Raw genomic sequence first — 13881 nt, 5'->3', positions numbered from 1 at the left:
TGCAGCTGTGGCGCTTTGCTCTCCGTGGAGCGGAGCGCGACCGGTAGACGATCCGTCAACGGACGCCGAAGCCCCTATCGACGACAACGGTGAGCGACCGGGGACTCTGTCTCACCGAGCCCATGCGTTGAGACACCGACAGCACCACCTGCTACCGGATGCGTCGTTCGGCGACGAGCGGGCACTCGAACGGGTTCCGAGCGGCGAGCCCGACACGGTTGAGGTACGCCACCACGATGCGGTACGAGTCGATCAACGTGGTCTCGGTGTACGGCACGTCGTGTTCGGCGCAGTATTCGCGAACGATACGGCGGGCGGCAGCGAGGTGCGGGCGGGGCATGTTCGGGAACAAGTGGTGCTCGATCTGGTAGTTCAGTCCACCCATGAAGTGGGCTATGAACCAGCCGCCACGGATGTTCCGGGAGGTAAGGACCTGTCGGCTGAAGAAGTCGACCTTTTGGTCGTGGGGGATCATCGGCATCCCCTTGTGGTTCGGTGCGAACGACGCACCCATGTAGAGGCCGAACACGGCCAGCTGCACGCCGAGGAACGCGAACGCCATCCCGACGGGCAGGAACCAGAACACCACGCCCAGGTAGATGCAGAACCGGAGCACGAACAGCGCCGCCTCGATGCGACGTCCCCGGATCTCCTTGACGTTGCCGAGGACTCTCGCGGACTGCCAGTGCAGGTTGGCACCTTCGAGGAGCAGCAGCGGGAAGAACGCGTACCCCTGAACTCGGACCAGCATGCGGAGGAGTCCGCGGCGCTTGGCCGCGTCCTCCTCCCGGAACGAGAGCGCGTCGAAGGACACGTCGGGGTCCTTCCCAACCGTGTTCGGGTTGCCGTGGTGGCGAGTGTGCTTGTTCATCCACCACGAGTAGCTGACCCCGGCCAGGAACGTCCCGGCGTACTGGGCGCTGCGGTCGTTCCACCGGTTCGAGGTGAACACCTGCCGGTGGGCAGCCTCATGGGATAGGAACGCGAACTGGGTGAACAGCACGCCCAGCACGCCGGCGACGAGTAGCTGCCACCACGACGCTCCGAGGAACACGAACGCCGTCCACGCGAGCCCGAGGGTCACGATCAGCACGGCGAAGACGGTCCAGTAGTAGCCAGTGCGGCGCTCCAGCAATCCGCGGGCCTTGACCTGCTTCAGCAACCCGGAGTACCTCGAAGTGCCGCTGTGTGATCCAGCGGGAGCTGGCCGGGTGCGCGTGTAGCCGATCGGTGTCGTCTCCGTCACGGTCTTTCGTCCCTCCCGCGGCGTCCCAATGCACGCCGTCCTTCGTGCTGCAAACAGAACCAGCAGCACGGTGAGAACGTGAAGAGGTTGGTGGGCCGGACAGCGACCCAAATCGCCCCATCACAGGCCTGCCGCTGCGTCTACACGAAGCTTGATGCAGCACGAACACTGGCCACCGGGGGAGAAAAACACCACTTCACCAGGCGAGATGCAGGGACTCTCAACAGCCTCCGCGGAACGCACAACCAGCGTCTTGTTGCACGATGTGGACCGGACAACGCAACGCGATGCTGACGCTGCCCCAGTGAGGGATCGGGTACCAGACGTGCGACAACGTCAGTCGGTGCGTCAGAGACCCGTAAGTGCCGCCGCCGCTTCGCGTACAGCGAGCCAGTCGATGTTGACATCGTCAGCGGCAGCATGGAACTTCGCTCGCCCTCGGGAACTGCGCTCAGCGTCGATGAACAGCGGATTGCCCAGAGCTGTGACGAGACTGCCGTACGCATCCAACAAGCTCCGGTACCCGCTCAAGTCCTCCGCTTCAATGGCGCCACGAGTTGCAGTCGCCCGGGCGGCGACCTCGGCTCTAACCTGTTCCGTCGACGGCGGTCGCCTGCTCAAGCGCGAGACGGTGCAGCCCGGCGAGGAACTGGCTCGCGTAGTCGTACTCGCTCGCCGAGAGCGAGCTCACCTTCGTGTACCGATTCGCTGCCATCTCGACGAACCCCTCGGCCACGAGGCGAGCGATCGCCTCACGCACAGGGGTACGGGAGACACCGAGCCACGCAGGACGGTGACAATGACCTGCCACGAGGTGCGGCACCTCCGCCGAGCCCCGTCCACCTGGCGACGTGCTGGCCTGACACCCCACACGAGCACGCCGTGCTCGCCGATCAACTCGTCATCCAGCACTCCCGCGCACGCGACTGCCGCTGCGACCGGACCCATTTCTGAACCGAGCGCTCAACTACTCAGCGCAGCCGTGCGGCGCACCGCAATGTCCGTTCAGATGTCGTTGCTCCAGCTCACGTGCATCTCGCTTCCCGCAGTCTCCCTGTCGTGGCAATGCGATCCTGCATGCCCGACGGCGAGCTGGCACTGGAACGTGACGTAAACGGCTTGACAGCTGGCGGGACCTCGGCGGACTCCGGATTCAGTCGGCACGCGTCCGACTCTACGATCCTGCAGGTCTCGGCATGATCTGCGGGGTGAACCAGGTCACTTCTCGTCGCCGCCAACCGGTCCGCTATCCGGGATTCGACGTCTCCGTCAGATCCTTCACCTCGTGAACCTTTTCGCTCCTATGGTCATCCCATGTCCGGAGCACCGGACCCGACAGGCCGCCAACGGCCAGCAAGGAGACATCGTGACCACGATCACCGCTCCCCAGACCCCCCTCGCAGCGAAGCGCCCCTCCTTCGCCGCATCCCGCGCTTCACAGCGGAGCCCCTTCACGGAAGTGCAGGAGCAAGCGCGCCAGCGGACGCTGATGATCCTCGCCACCGCGACCGGGATCCTCTCCGTCACTGTCGCAGCGTCCGCAGCCGTCGTGCTCGGCCTCTCCGCCTGACCACCATCACCATGACATTGCCGGACGTCGATCTCGCGCTGACGCAGCCGATCGACGTGCTCGCCCTCATCACAGAACAGGACCGCACCGATGCGTGACACGCTCTCTCTCGACACTCTCCGCCGGCACCCGGTCGAATGGCGACGCCGCGGCCTGACGCCGCCCTCGGAACTCAACGCCATCGTCGCCGCCCGCATCGACGGCACCGGAACCACCTTCGTCCCGGCCGAGCCCTCCTACGCCGACTTCTTCGTCGTCGCGTGAACGGGTGATCCCGCGGATGATCGAGCAGCACCTCCCCGGGCTACGGCCCGAGCACCGCGAAACGTGGCGACGGCTCCACCGCTTGCAGGGCACCGCGGCCGCCGCGCCTGGTGATACCGGCCAGACACTCGCCTTGCGCTCGCCCTATGACCCGTCAACCGGACGGCGCTGAGCGCACACACCCCAAAGATCCGTAGTCTGCATAGGTCCGGATACTTACGAACGCATATGACTCCTCCTTCGCTGATCGCCCCCGCTCCTCACCGCACGTCGGTCCAGGACGCGATCGTGGTGTCCGCGGATGCGTTGTTCACCGCCGAGGGCATCACGCCGGTAGCACTCGATCGCGTGGCAGTGGGTGCCCAGGTCACTCCAGCAGAGCTCCGGGAGGCTTTCCCGACCAGGCAGGCACTCGTCGTCGCTGCCCTCCAGTACCGCCACGACGAGTGGATGACCGCCCTCATCACCGCGGAGGCATCCTTCGAGGATCCACGCGACCAGATCCTCGCTGTCTTCAGCCACCTCGAGGACTGCTTTACCGATCACAGCTACCGGGGATGTGCGTTCATCAACGGGTACGGCGAACTCGGACGGCTCAATCCCGTCGTTGCAGGGCTCGCCCACGAACACCTTCGCCAGCTGGAACAGCACATCGCGATCCTCTGCGCCGCTGCCGAGATGCCTGCGCACCTCGCCCCCGCGCTGACCCTCCTCATCCAGGGCGCTCAGGTCGAAGCCGCGATCCACGGCAACATCACCCCGGCGCGTACCGGCAGGATGGCGGCCGCGATGCTGATGTCCGTCTACGAGGCACCCTCCCTGTTCTGATCACAGATTCCGGACACTGACGCCGGCCGAACGACGTCGGGGTGTGACACTTCTACGCGGTGCCCGATGACTGACCCGAACCCCGCCTCCATCCGCGTCGACGAACGCGGCGACGACCTCAACGCTGCGAAGCAAACCCTCGCGACCGCGTACGCGGGAATCGCTTGGGCAGCGGACACGACCGACACACCGTTCTCCTACCGGTACGCAGCCGCGGGGGACGCTTCGATGACGCTTCGCGCCGTGCAGTTCGACGGCCAGTTGACCGGTGAGATGCCTGCCGGAGACGACTTCGTCGTGCAGTGGATCACCCGCGGCAGCGGCGTCCTCGACGTCGGCCGGAACGAGATCCATCTCTCCCCCGGGCGCCCGCAGATGTGGCCGCAGCACGCGTTCGACTTCGCCTTCGAGGACTACGACCAGCGCCTCGTCCAGGTCAACCGGGCAGCGGTTGACGAGATCGCGGCTGAGCGTGGCCTCGCGGTCAGCCGGACGAACTTCGACCACACCGCCCAACCCGACGACGGCGCGATGCGCCAGTGGCGGCAGACGGTGCAACTCATCTCCGCCACGACCATGGATCGGAACGCGTCTCCGCTGCTGCAGGCCGAGATGAGCCGCCTCGCCGCCGTGTCATTGCTGGAGCTGTACCCGCAGGCCACAGCCGACATGCCCGCCGAGTTGCTGCTGCCGCAGAACGCCCGCATCCGGATGGTGGCGGAGTACGTGCACGCTCACGCGCACCTCCCGATCACCAGCACGGACCTCGCGACGCTCGCGAACCTCAGCCTCCGTGCCCTGCAGGTCGCGTTCAACCGGGTGCTGGGCATGTCCCCGAACGCCTACATCCGCTCGGTTCGGCTCAGCCGCATCCGGCAGGAACTGCTGCACGCGGACCCTGCCATGACCAACGTCTCCGACATCGCCCGCGCGTGGGGGTTCGGCCACGCCGGCCGGTTCTCCGCGGCGTATGCGCAGCAGTACGGGGAGTACCCGCGCGACACGCTGCGCCGCAGCTAGACGATAAGCCGCGGCCGTTGCCCCGGCGGTGGCCCAGACACCTTGAGTTGCCGTCGCGGAATGCGCAACAGACAGGAGGCCCGCACCCCGTGCTCGGGGTGCGGGCCTCTTCGCAGAATGCTCAGGACGTCGCGTCGTCCTGACCGGGGGTGAGGTCGGAGCGGGTGTCGGCGTGGATCGGCTCATTGTGGGCGAAGGTCGACGCCGCCGCGCGGAGACGCGCGACGAACTCGTCGTTCTCGAGCTCGAGGTCGTCCTCTTCGGCGTCCTCGATGACGATTTCGCTGGACGGTCCGATGAGGATCTTGGTCGTCGTCATGGTTCCGTCGGCCGCGATCGCGGGGACCGCGACGGTGTCTGCTCGGTCACCTCCGGAGAGAGCGGCGGCGTACTCGATGACGGCGTCGGCCACGTCATCGCTGGTGAGGATCGTGCTGCTGTCGTAGTGGATGTGTTTCATCGGTGCTCCTTCCCTTCCCATGGAAGCGGAAGGGCTTCAGGGCCCGCTCAGTTTCTCCGATCCACGCACATCGCCGGTCGCCCAGTGAGCAGCGCGCCGGACGGTGTTACGGCGTGGACGCGGTCACCAGCTGAGTGCAGCCCGACGGGTGTCCCGTGGGAGTTCCCCGAATTCCTCCCGGTAGGCGGCAGCGAAGCGCCCGAGGTGCGCGAAACCAGCCGCACGCGCGGCGTCGGCGACACTCACCTCCGCATTCCCGGACTGCAGCTGTTCGCGAGCGAGCAGGAGGCGGATGCGGCGCAGGTACGACAACGGCGTCATACCGTGGTGCCGCTGGAACGCGTTCTGCAGGCCGCGAACGCTGAAGTCAGCAGCCGCGGCGACGTCACCGACAGTGATCGGCTCGGCCGCATGCTCGAGGAGGAACGTCTCCGCGCGCGCGAAACGTGCGCTTCCCGCTGACCGTGGTGGACGCTGCGCGACCGGCCAGTGCGGAATCGCGGTCAACAATCCTCCGGCAGCGAACCGGGTCAGCTCGCGCTCCCGGGCGGCGGGGACTTCCTCTGGCCCGTGCAGCACCTCTGATGCGACGGTGCGGATCATCAACCACCAGGCGGCGAGGGTCGGACCCTCCGGCACGTGCTGTGGTTTGAACTCCAGCGGGCCCGGCGCCCAACCCCCGCGTTCGGCCGCGACGGCTTCGACGGTCGCGCGGTCGATGCGGATGACGTCCTTCTGGAACGACTCCCAGCGAAACGGCTGCGGAGCATGCCGGTACAAGGTCGGACGGCCGATCGGCACCGGCTGGCCGTCAACGGTGCCGCGACCGGACTTCAACCAGACCAGCACCATCGCACTGTCCGGCTCGACTTCCCCGGTCAGCACACCGGTGCAGCTGGTCGACTCCAATGACAGCAGCCGTGTCCCGCGGACTCGTTCCTCGAAGGAGAACAACGCCCCACCCGGAACTGCCTCCAACCCATGAGTGATGTGGGTCTGGGCGACAACGTCAGCAGCAACCGCTGGGTCGGACGTCCGGGTCTCTCTCCGGATGCGGCGCATCGTCTCTTGCACTGTCCGATTTTCGCGGCGGGCAGCACGATCACACAATCAACACTGCGAAGCGCCCGGAAATGGACATTGTGCAGCGTCGGCAAGGCGCGACCGGCCGGCTAGGCATGCATGCGCGGAGCGGCTCACTCTGTTTCGGCGAAGAGTCCCTGCTGCACGGCGGCGGTACGCATCTCCAAGTCGTGGACGAACACGGCGTCGTCCGACTCGAGGACGTCTTCGGGCGCGGGAACTGCCAGCACCGGTATCACCGGCCCGAGCACCATCGCGACACGGATGGGTATCCCGTTCGCGTCGACGCTCGGGACACGGACCACGTCGGTCACGCGGCTCTGTGCCAAGGCGCTGCAGTACGCCAGCGTCGCGTCGGCAGCCGCATCGCTCGTCAGCAACGGGACGCCCGCATAGGTCAAGTACTGCATGGCATCTCCGTTCCAACCGTGATTCTGATTTCACGGTAAGACGGCCGCGAGGGCGCTGCGATCAGCTAGCCGCGTGCCGCACTGCCCTCCGCGCCCGGTGGACAACAAGGGCGTCAAGCGGAGGAGCACCCCGACCACCGAGCTGTCCGGCAGCCGGGGCGTGTGCACTGTGAAGACGAGGAGGATGCAGTGCGCCCCACTCGTCCCTCCTACTGGGGACAGCGACACGCTGGTCCCCCGAAAGGAGGACAACGTACAGTCGATAGCGCGCGGACCGCACCCGATCGGACTCTGACCGAGGTCCGCGTCGAGCATCGACGCCCTGGCTCTTGAGCGTCCCCTGCGCTCGAGCCAGGGCTCGATCGCCGAACGGGTTCGCCCTTGATGAGCCGCTTATCGAGGTCGGCGCTGAACGACTTCTGGTGCATCGTCCCGGAAGAAGTCGTTCTGCGGTTGACTCATGCCGTCAATGCCCTGCCGCCGCCACTGCTTGCGCGCGCGCGCCACCGTCGGGATCTTCGCCGGCTCAACGCTGGGTTCGGCCTCGTAGGTGCTCATGCTCATCTCCCGACTGTCAACACAATGCCCCTCGCCTGAGGGTACTGACGGGCGTGGAAGGCGTTCAATGTCGGGCGCGGAGCACGAAAAAAGTGCCGGACGTGGACAAACCAACGGCCTTCCACCAGGCCCGAGAGCCACAAATCACCGCTGATCCAGCAGCTAACCACCGCGGACCGCGCGTGCCGGAAGCGACTAGTGTCCCCCGACTCCCCGACTCCCCGACTCCCCGACTCGCCGACTCGCCGACTCGATCGCCGACGTCTGCCGGGCGTGACGTCAGTCCTTGGTTTGGTACCGAATGGCGCCATCGGTGGATCGGTACGGGATTGAAAAGCTGGAGCAGATCACGCCGTTTTCGTAGTCGTCCTTGACCGTGTCCATGAAGGCGTACGCCTCGTCGTCCGTGGCGAAGACGCCCAGGACTGTGTTGTCGGGTGAATCGTCGTGCTGGACGATCCAGACTTCCCCGCCGGCGAAGGGCTTCGGGCGTCGGGAGAAGCGTGGCCCTGGGCTTTGTCTGCTCACGAGGGAGAGTGTAGGTGCGCGCTGTTCGCTAGGAGGGTGCACCATCCGACGCTGCACGGTCCAGCGGCGCTGATGCGTCAGATGACGCGATCCAGGAGCTGAGGATGCGGAGCTTGTCATCGGTGGCTGTGCCCGCTGCCGGGGTCCAGATCGTGATGTGCTGATCGACGACGCCGAGCGGTTGGAAGCTGTCCCAGTCGAACGTGAGCGCGCCGACTTCTGGGTGGTGGACGGTCTTGGTGCCTTGCCCGCCGCCGGCAACGTGGCGGTCGGCCCACCACGTGCGGAACTGCGGATACCCGACCGAGAGTTCCCCGACGATCGCCGCGAGCTGCGGGTCGTGTGGGTTGTCGGCCGCCTGCGTGCGGAGGAGGGCGACGGCGGTCCGGGCCATGCTCTCCCAGTCGTCGTAGAGGTTCTTCGCTCGGGGATCGGTGAAGAGCATCCGGACGTAGTTGCGATCCTGCGGCGGACGGTGTTCAAGGTCGAGCAGGAGGGCGCCAGCGAGGGGGTTCCAGGCGAGGTAGTCGAGGTACTTCCCGACGACGAACGCGGGCGTGCCATCCAACCGGTCGAGAAGCCGTTGCAGCTGCAGGCTGACCGCGCTCTGCCGGCGACGCGGAGCGACGCGCTGGTCGGCATGCTGCGCGAGCCCTTCGACGTACTCACGCTCAACAGGTGTCAGTCGCAACGTGGTCGACAGGGCGTCGAGCACGGGAGCGGAGGGTGCGAGGCGTCCTTGCTCGATCCGGGTGTAGTAGTCGAGGCTGATCGCGACGGCCGCCGCGACCTCTTCCCGGCGGAGTCCGCTGACGCGACGAGACCCCGGCTCCCCGGCATCGAGCCCAAGCATCTGCGGGGCGAGTTCGCTGCGTCGTGCTTTGAGGAACAGGCCAAGCTCTTCCAGGTGCGGGTTCTTCGCTGCCACGGTCCCTCCGATCGCGTCTCAATGCAGTCAGTGCGGTGCCGCGTTCGGGCGGGAGACCCGGACGCGGCACCGGCGGGTGTGACGCTACGCGGTGACGTGCTCGTGGAAGAAGCGGCTGATGTTCTCGACGGCGTAGTCGACCTGCTTCTCGGAGTCGTAGTAGTCCCAGTGGTTCCCGTCACCCCAGGCGAGTTCCTTCTCGCCCTGCACGGCCTCGTAGAGCGCCTTCGCGTTCTCGGGCACCGCGGACCCGTCCGAGTGCACAACGATCGTCGGGATCGTGATGTCCGACGCCCGGGCGAGAGCGTCGAAGTCGAGCCACGTCGTCCAGGACTGCACGTTGAGCTTGTTCGTGTACTCCGGGACACCGCCACGAGTCGGGTTGTTGTAGTAGTCGTACGCACCCTCGACCGGGGCGTAGTTCGCCGCGTCCGGCTCGGTCTCGCTGTAGACCGTGATGAACGTCTCCTCGCCGGTCTGCTCCGCCTTCTGCTTCGCGGCGGCAGCCTGTTCCAAGCGTTCAGCGATACCGTCCTGGCCGTAGGTTGCGTCGAGGACGGCTGGGGTCACGAGGAACCCCGCGGCGGTCGCGAGTGCCTTCACGCGGTCATCGCCAGCGGCGAGGAACGTGGCGTTGCTGGCGGAGGTGCACACGCCGAGCATCCCGACAGCCTCGACGTACGGCAGGTCGAGCAGGAACGTCACCGCGGCCCGCAAGTCCGCAAGCTTCTCGGCGGGCACCTCGAGCTGGCGGGGGCTGCCCTCGGACTCGCCGTAGTGGGCGTAGTCGAACGCCAGCGTGACCAGGCCCTGCTCAGCGAGCTTCTGCGCGTAGGTACCGGCCATCATCTCCTTCACGGAAGTGAAGGAGCCCTGCACGATCGCTGCCGGGTAGTGGCCGTTCTCGTCGAAGTCGGTGGGGGTGAACAGGTTGCCGACGAGCGTCAGCCCGTCACGCGTGAAAGTGACCTTCTGCATGACCCCGCCCTCAGACCGCACGCGCCCGCCGACAATGGGAAAGATCCTTCCTAGGCACCGTCGATCCCACCCAATGCCCCCGTCATGCTGTCTCGATAGCCGATCCTTCCCGAGCACCCGGGTACAGAGCGAAGTCGTCCCGGGTGGGACGGCATGGCAGCGAAGCTCATGATGAAGTCTTTGCGCCATCCCACGATCGAGGTGTCAGTGCCACGGAACGCGATGTAGGTAAAACCGTCGAGCAATGCGAGCGCGAGGGCTGCGCACCAGGGATTCGTCCTCTTTTTGCTTCATCGAAGCCATCAGTCGTCGATCGTGCGGACGTCGGGGAACAGCCCAGGCGGCGGCGCCGTGTACGGCAACGGATCACCCGGCTCCGTCGTCCCGGACGTCTTAGAGAACGGCCCCACCGGCTCAGCAGGACGCCCATGTGGTGGTCGGCGTGGTCCCGCCACCACACGCTCATCCCGGTCGCTCCGTCGTTCCGGAAGTGCTCCCAAGTGCGCCAGAGCGCGTCGAGCCGGGCGACCGCCTCCGGGTGCATCCACCAGCGTGGGTCCCACCGGAAGTAGCCCTTCGGGCTGACTTCGCGGCGGTAGGTGACGATCAGAAACTCCCGCGCGAACTCGTCAGCCGAGCCGTAAAACGTTTCCGGTTCCTCGAGCACGTCCTCGTCCTCATCAACGTCGTGGCCGTCCCACTCCGCCACGGCGCTCATCGATTGTCCTCCGCCTCGACCGGCTGCACCGTCGAGGCGTTCAGCCACGAATTGCCCTCTGCCGGCAACGAGGGTGCCAGCGGCGCCGTCGACGCCGTGCGCTCGGCCCGGGCAGCGTCCTCGTAGGCGGTGATCGACGCGGACCTTCTCCGCGTCGGAGCCTTCGTACCAGGGCGCCGTCTTGACCATCGAGGACCGCAGACCCGACGCGATCAGGATCGCACGTCCCCGGGGCAGCTCCGCGAGCTCGGACGGGTCGAGGATGCGGCGGCGGTTGTTCTGCACGCTCGTCGACCGGACGCCCTTGTTCATCGAGTAGGAGATGGTCTCGTGGTCGTAGTCGCCGATCAGCTCCGACAGCTCGCGCAGGAACTCAATCTCCTTGACCCCGCCGAGGTACACGACCTCGTTGGCGGCGCTGAACAGCTTCCGCATGCCCGCGAGTGTGAACACGTCGACGCCCCGGGACCAGGACTGGAAGATCGACATGATCGGGATCCCACGGGACCCGTAGTGCGAGTACAGGTCCGGGAGGTCCTTCCACCGGCACACGTTCGCGGCCTCGTCGAGGATGCACAGCAGCGGCGTGGCCATGCGGCCGCCGGGCTGCGTCTTCGCCAGGCGCTCGCCTACCTCGACGACGGCGAGCGCCAGGCGCTCGCCTACCTCGACGACGGCGACCGTCAGCGCGGTCACCAGCGGCGCGGCCGTGCCCTCACCCTCCTTGGAGAGTGAGTAGAGGGTGTCGGTGCCGCGCACGAACTCGTCGGGGTTGAACTACGGGCGACGGTCGCCGCGCATGTTCCGCCGACGGGCGTCACCCACCGGCCGATGCGGCTGTTCTGCAGCCAGCCCGCCATCTTCCGGCCGTCCCGTAGACGGCGGCGCGCTGCCGCTCAGAGGCGCGCGTCTCGGACTCGACGGCGTCCGCGACGAGCGGGTAGCCACCGTTCCGGAGGACGGCCACCATCTCGCGGTTGTCGGGGTCGGTCAGCCACGTGAACACGTCGGTGATCGCGCGTCCGTCGAGGGCGGCTGCGAGCAGCATGCCGGCGAGGAGGTTCTTGCCGGCGGGGTCGAAGTACGCATCGCCCTTGTCGCCGGGCTCGTGGGAACCGGAGGCGAAGTGCCCGGCCAGTTTCGCGGCCGTGGTGTCGTCGGTGACGTAGGAGAGCGGGTTCCACCACCAGGTGGGCTCCTCGTCGACGACCTGCTGCGGGTCGAACACCCACGTCGTGCCGACCTCATCGCGCAGCTTCCGGGTCGTCTCGACGGTGTCGGGCTTGTTCGACGTCGCCAACAGGGCGCCGGGGGCGGCGAGGATCGCCGGGACGACCAGCGAGGTCGTCTTACCCACGCGGGGGCCGGCGATGCCGATCGTGACGTCCTCCCACGATGCGTAGAGCATCTCCCCGGAGTGCACGTCCTCCCCCAGCGGGACGCCGGGGCAGCTCTACAAGCCGAGGCGGGTGCCCTTCCCGAGCGGTCAGAGCGTCGGGACGACCACCGCGCGGCCGGACAGCTCGCCGGCCTCGAGCTTGCGGTACGCCTCGAGCGCGTCGGCGAGGGCGTACCGCTCGACGTCCGGCTCGATCTGCCCCGCGCGGTACATGGCGACGACGTCGTGCAGGTCCTCGATGGTGCCCCAGTAGGTGTTCGTGATCGTCGACTCGTACGGCGTCGAGAAGAAGTTCCACTCGGTGGTGCCGCCGGCGATGCCGACCACGGTGAAGCGACCACCGACGGCCATCGACGCCTGCGCGGTCTTGATGGTCGGGGTCGCGCCGACGAAGTCGAACGCCGCGTCGACGCCCTTCCCGCCGGTGATCTCACGGATCCGCGCGACCTGGTCGGGACCGCCGGGGACGGTGATCGCGCCGCGCTCGGCAGCGCGCGCCATGGCGTCCTCCTTCATGTCCGTCGCGATGACGGTCGCGCCGGTCAGCGCGGTGAGGATCTGGACGGCGATCTGCCCGAGGCCGCCCAGGCCCACGACGAGCGCGTACTTCCCGCCGCCGGCCAGGTTCGGCAGGGAGTTCTTGACGGCGTGGTACGGCGTGAGGGCCGCGTCACTCAGAGGTGCGGCCGCGACGGGGTCGGCGTCCCCGAGCGGCACGAGGTTGCGGGCGGGGACGGTCACGTACTCCGCCATGCCGCCGTCGCGCCCCAGGCCGATGGCCATGTACGGGTTCGTGGCGGCGTTCTCGCAGTAGGTGTCCTGCCCCTTCGAGCAGTACCGGCAGTGCCCGCAGCCGACCGGCCCGTAGACCAGGTACGCGTCGCCCTCCGCGAAGCCGGTGACGCCCTCCCCGACGGACTCGACCCAGCCGGAGTTCTCGTGCCCGAGGACGAACCCGGGCCGCTGTGCGCCGGGCTGCCCCTCCTGGAACTCGCGGTAGACGGCGACGTCGGAGTGGCACGCACCGGCACCGGCGACCTTGAGGAGCACCTCCCCCGGCCCGGGCGTGGGCTTCTCGACCTCGGTGAGGGAGGGGAACGTCTGGTACTGCTCGAACACGACTGCACGCATGCCGCAAAGCTACACCTGTCGTCCATCTCGGCGGAGCGGCACCGGGGGCCGTGGGACGAGCAGCGGTGGCATCCTGCGTCCCGCCTGTGCATCGGTTGCGAGAACGGTCGTTCTCCGGTTGACTCGGCCACGAGGGTCGCATCCGGCCCGCACCCCGACGAAAGGAGCGGCCATGCCCACGCGCACCGCACGCACTGCTTGGAACGGCGGCCTGAACGACGGCTCCGGCCAGGTCGAACTCTCCAGCTCGAAGGTCGGCACCTACGACGTGTCCTTCCCGAAGCGCGCCGCTGACGAGGCCGGCGGCACCACCAGCCCCGAGGAGCTCATCGCCGCAGCGCACTCGTCCTGCTACGCGATGCAGTTCTCGGCGATCCTCGGCGAGGCCGGCGGCACCGTCGAGTCTCTCGACGTCAAGGCCGACGTCTCGCTCGGCCCGGACTCGGCCGGCGGCTTCAAGCTCACCGGGATCGTCCTCACCGTCTCCGGCGAGGTCTCCGGCATCGACGAGGCGGCCTTCCTGAAGGCGGCCGACGAGGCGAAGGCGACCTGCCCGGTCAGCAAGGCCCTCACCGGCGTCGACATCGAACTGCACGCGACGTTCGAGCAGTAAGCACCGAGCAACGCACTGACGGGAGGCTGTCCACCGGACCGGTGGACAGCCTCCCGTCCGTCTCCCCACCGACGGGAGGCACAATGGTCCGATGGCCGAACCGCTCCTGCCCGGCCCGCGGCCGGGCCGTCCACCCCGACCGCGATC

18 protein-coding genes are annotated in these 13881 nt (G+C 67.4%); 5 read left to right on the top strand and 13 right to left on the bottom strand.

The features are described from left to right. Positions 1-151: 151 nt before the first annotated feature. Positions 152-1246, bottom strand: coding sequence for a fatty acid desaturase family protein (locus tag DEI84_RS12920; RefSeq protein WP_375537655.1), 1095 nt, complete (start codon positions 1244-1246; stop codon positions 152-154). A 586-nt stretch (positions 1247-1832) separates the two neighbouring features. Continuing rightward, positions 1833-2057 carry a GntR family transcriptional regulator gene (locus tag DEI84_RS12915; RefSeq protein ID WP_258371784.1) on the bottom strand — a complete coding sequence of 75 codons (225 nt, stop codon included), beginning with the start codon at positions 2055-2057 and terminating at the stop codon, positions 1833-1835. Between the two features lie 555 nt (positions 2058-2612). Here DEI84_RS12915 and DEI84_RS12910 point away from each other — a divergent pair. The 4 genes from DEI84_RS12910 to DEI84_RS12900 all read left to right on the top strand — a co-directional run bounded on the left by DEI84_RS12910 (position 2613) and on the right by DEI84_RS12900 (position 4928). Further along, a complete protein-coding gene (locus DEI84_RS12910; protein ID WP_110891125.1) occupies positions 2613-2816 on the top strand; it encodes a hypothetical protein in 204 nt (67 codons plus the stop codon). A 90-nt stretch (positions 2817-2906) separates the two neighbouring features. Continuing rightward, complete coding sequence (locus DEI84_RS15740; protein ID WP_181420452.1) at positions 2907-3080, top strand: hypothetical protein; 174 nt, start codon at positions 2907-2909, stop codon at positions 3078-3080. Positions 3081-3308: 228 nt separating this feature from the next. Beyond that, positions 3309-3908, top strand: coding sequence for a TetR/AcrR family transcriptional regulator (locus DEI84_RS12905; RefSeq protein WP_110891124.1), 600 nt, complete (start codon positions 3309-3311; stop codon positions 3906-3908). 66 nt (positions 3909-3974) lie between these two features. Continuing rightward, positions 3975-4928 carry an AraC family transcriptional regulator gene (locus DEI84_RS12900; RefSeq protein ID WP_110891123.1) on the top strand — a complete coding sequence of 318 codons (954 nt, stop codon included), beginning with the start codon at positions 3975-3977 and terminating at the stop codon, positions 4926-4928. Positions 4929-5049: 121 nt separating this feature from the next. On the opposite strand, the gene DEI84_RS12895 is transcribed toward DEI84_RS12900, so the two are convergent. The 11 genes from DEI84_RS12895 to DEI84_RS12850 form a co-directional block, all read right to left on the bottom strand. Beyond that, the gene (locus DEI84_RS12895) at positions 5050-5388 is read right to left on the bottom strand and encodes a hypothetical protein (protein ID WP_110891122.1); all 339 of its coding nucleotides are present in this window, start codon (positions 5386-5388) and stop codon (positions 5050-5052) included. Between the two features lie 123 nt (positions 5389-5511). Next, positions 5512-6342 carry a helix-turn-helix domain-containing protein gene (locus tag DEI84_RS12890; RefSeq protein ID WP_181420451.1) on the bottom strand — a complete coding sequence of 277 codons (831 nt, stop codon included), beginning with the start codon at positions 6340-6342 and terminating at the stop codon, positions 5512-5514. Positions 6343-6584: 242 nt separating this feature from the next. Next, positions 6585-6881: a hypothetical protein gene (locus DEI84_RS12885; RefSeq protein WP_110891120.1), complete on the bottom strand. Its 297-nt coding sequence runs from the start codon at positions 6879-6881 to the stop codon at positions 6585-6587. Between the two features lie 393 nt (positions 6882-7274). Next, positions 7275-7445 carry a hypothetical protein gene (locus DEI84_RS15735; protein WP_181420450.1) on the bottom strand — a complete coding sequence of 57 codons (171 nt, stop codon included), beginning with the start codon at positions 7443-7445 and terminating at the stop codon, positions 7275-7277. A gap of 273 nt (positions 7446-7718) precedes the next feature. After that, positions 7719-7967 (bottom strand): hypothetical protein, encoded by a 249-nt coding sequence (locus DEI84_RS12875; protein WP_258371783.1) that lies wholly within the window; start codon positions 7965-7967, stop codon positions 7719-7721. A gap of 28 nt (positions 7968-7995) precedes the next feature. After that, on the bottom strand, positions 7996-8895 hold the full coding sequence (locus DEI84_RS12870) for a helix-turn-helix domain-containing protein (protein ID WP_110891118.1): 900 nt from the start codon (positions 8893-8895) through the stop codon (positions 7996-7998). Between the two features lie 84 nt (positions 8896-8979). Next, positions 8980-9873 carry an alpha/beta hydrolase gene (locus DEI84_RS12865; protein WP_110891170.1) on the bottom strand — a complete coding sequence of 298 codons (894 nt, stop codon included), beginning with the start codon at positions 9871-9873 and terminating at the stop codon, positions 8980-8982. A 50-nt stretch (positions 9874-9923) separates the two neighbouring features. Next, complete coding sequence (locus DEI84_RS16100) at positions 9924-10118, bottom strand: Mbeg1-like protein (RefSeq protein ID WP_110891169.1); 195 nt, start codon at positions 10116-10118, stop codon at positions 9924-9926. Then, positions 10040-11350 carry a TraM recognition domain-containing protein gene (locus tag DEI84_RS15990; RefSeq protein WP_258371782.1) on the bottom strand — a complete coding sequence of 437 codons (1311 nt, stop codon included), beginning with the start codon at positions 11348-11350 and terminating at the stop codon, positions 10040-10042. Before DEI84_RS15990 ends, DEI84_RS16100 begins: the two co-directional genes overlap by 79 nt. 58 nt (positions 11351-11408) lie before the next feature. After that, complete coding sequence (locus tag DEI84_RS15985) at positions 11409-12014, bottom strand: type IV secretory system conjugative DNA transfer family protein (protein ID WP_258371781.1); 606 nt, start codon at positions 12012-12014, stop codon at positions 11409-11411. Between the two features lie 63 nt (positions 12015-12077). Further along, on the bottom strand, positions 12078-13121 hold the full coding sequence (locus tag DEI84_RS12850) for an NAD(P)-dependent alcohol dehydrogenase (RefSeq protein WP_110891117.1): 1044 nt from the start codon (positions 13119-13121) through the stop codon (positions 12078-12080). A 172-nt stretch (positions 13122-13293) separates the two neighbouring features. On the opposite strand from DEI84_RS12850, the gene DEI84_RS12845 reads away from it, so the two are divergent. Next, complete coding sequence (locus DEI84_RS12845) at positions 13294-13734, top strand: OsmC family peroxiredoxin (RefSeq protein ID WP_110825588.1); 441 nt, start codon at positions 13294-13296, stop codon at positions 13732-13734. Positions 13735-13881: the final 147 nt, after the last annotated feature.

It is taken from the genome of Curtobacterium sp. MCBD17_023 (genome assembly GCF_003224415.1).
Taxonomy (GTDB): domain Bacteria; phylum Actinomycetota; class Actinomycetes; order Actinomycetales; family Microbacteriaceae; genus Curtobacterium.
Note: the sequence above shows the minus strand (reverse complement) of the source record. Positions and strands in the feature narration are given on the sequence as shown.

Bases quoted from the DNA above. Each gene is read 5' to 3' on its own strand.
- DEI84_RS12845 (WP_110825588.1), top strand. From the start codon at position 13,294: ATGCCCACGCGCACCGCACGCACTGCTTGGAACGGCGGCCTGAACGAC.
- DEI84_RS15740 (WP_181420452.1), top strand. From the start codon at position 2,907: ATGCGTGACACGCTCTCTCTCGACACTCTCCGCCGGCACCCGGTCGAA.
- DEI84_RS15735 (WP_181420450.1), bottom strand. From the start codon at position 7,445: ATGAGCATGAGCACCTACGAGGCCGAACCCAGCGTTGAGCCGGCGAAG.
- DEI84_RS12905 (WP_110891124.1), top strand. From the start codon at position 3,309: ATGACTCCTCCTTCGCTGATCGCCCCCGCTCCTCACCGCACGTCGGTC.
- DEI84_RS12865 (WP_110891170.1), bottom strand. From the start codon at position 9,873: ATGCAGAAGGTCACTTTCACGCGTGACGGGCTGACGCTCGTCGGCAAC.
- DEI84_RS12850 (WP_110891117.1), bottom strand. From the start codon at position 13,121: ATGCGTGCAGTCGTGTTCGAGCAGTACCAGACGTTCCCCTCCCTCACC.
- DEI84_RS12900 (WP_110891123.1), top strand. From the start codon at position 3,975: ATGACTGACCCGAACCCCGCCTCCATCCGCGTCGACGAACGCGGCGAC.
- DEI84_RS12895 (WP_110891122.1), bottom strand. From the start codon at position 5,388: ATGAAACACATCCACTACGACAGCAGCACGATCCTCACCAGCGATGAC.
- DEI84_RS12885 (WP_110891120.1), bottom strand. From the start codon at position 6,881: ATGCAGTACTTGACCTATGCGGGCGTCCCGTTGCTGACGAGCGATGCG.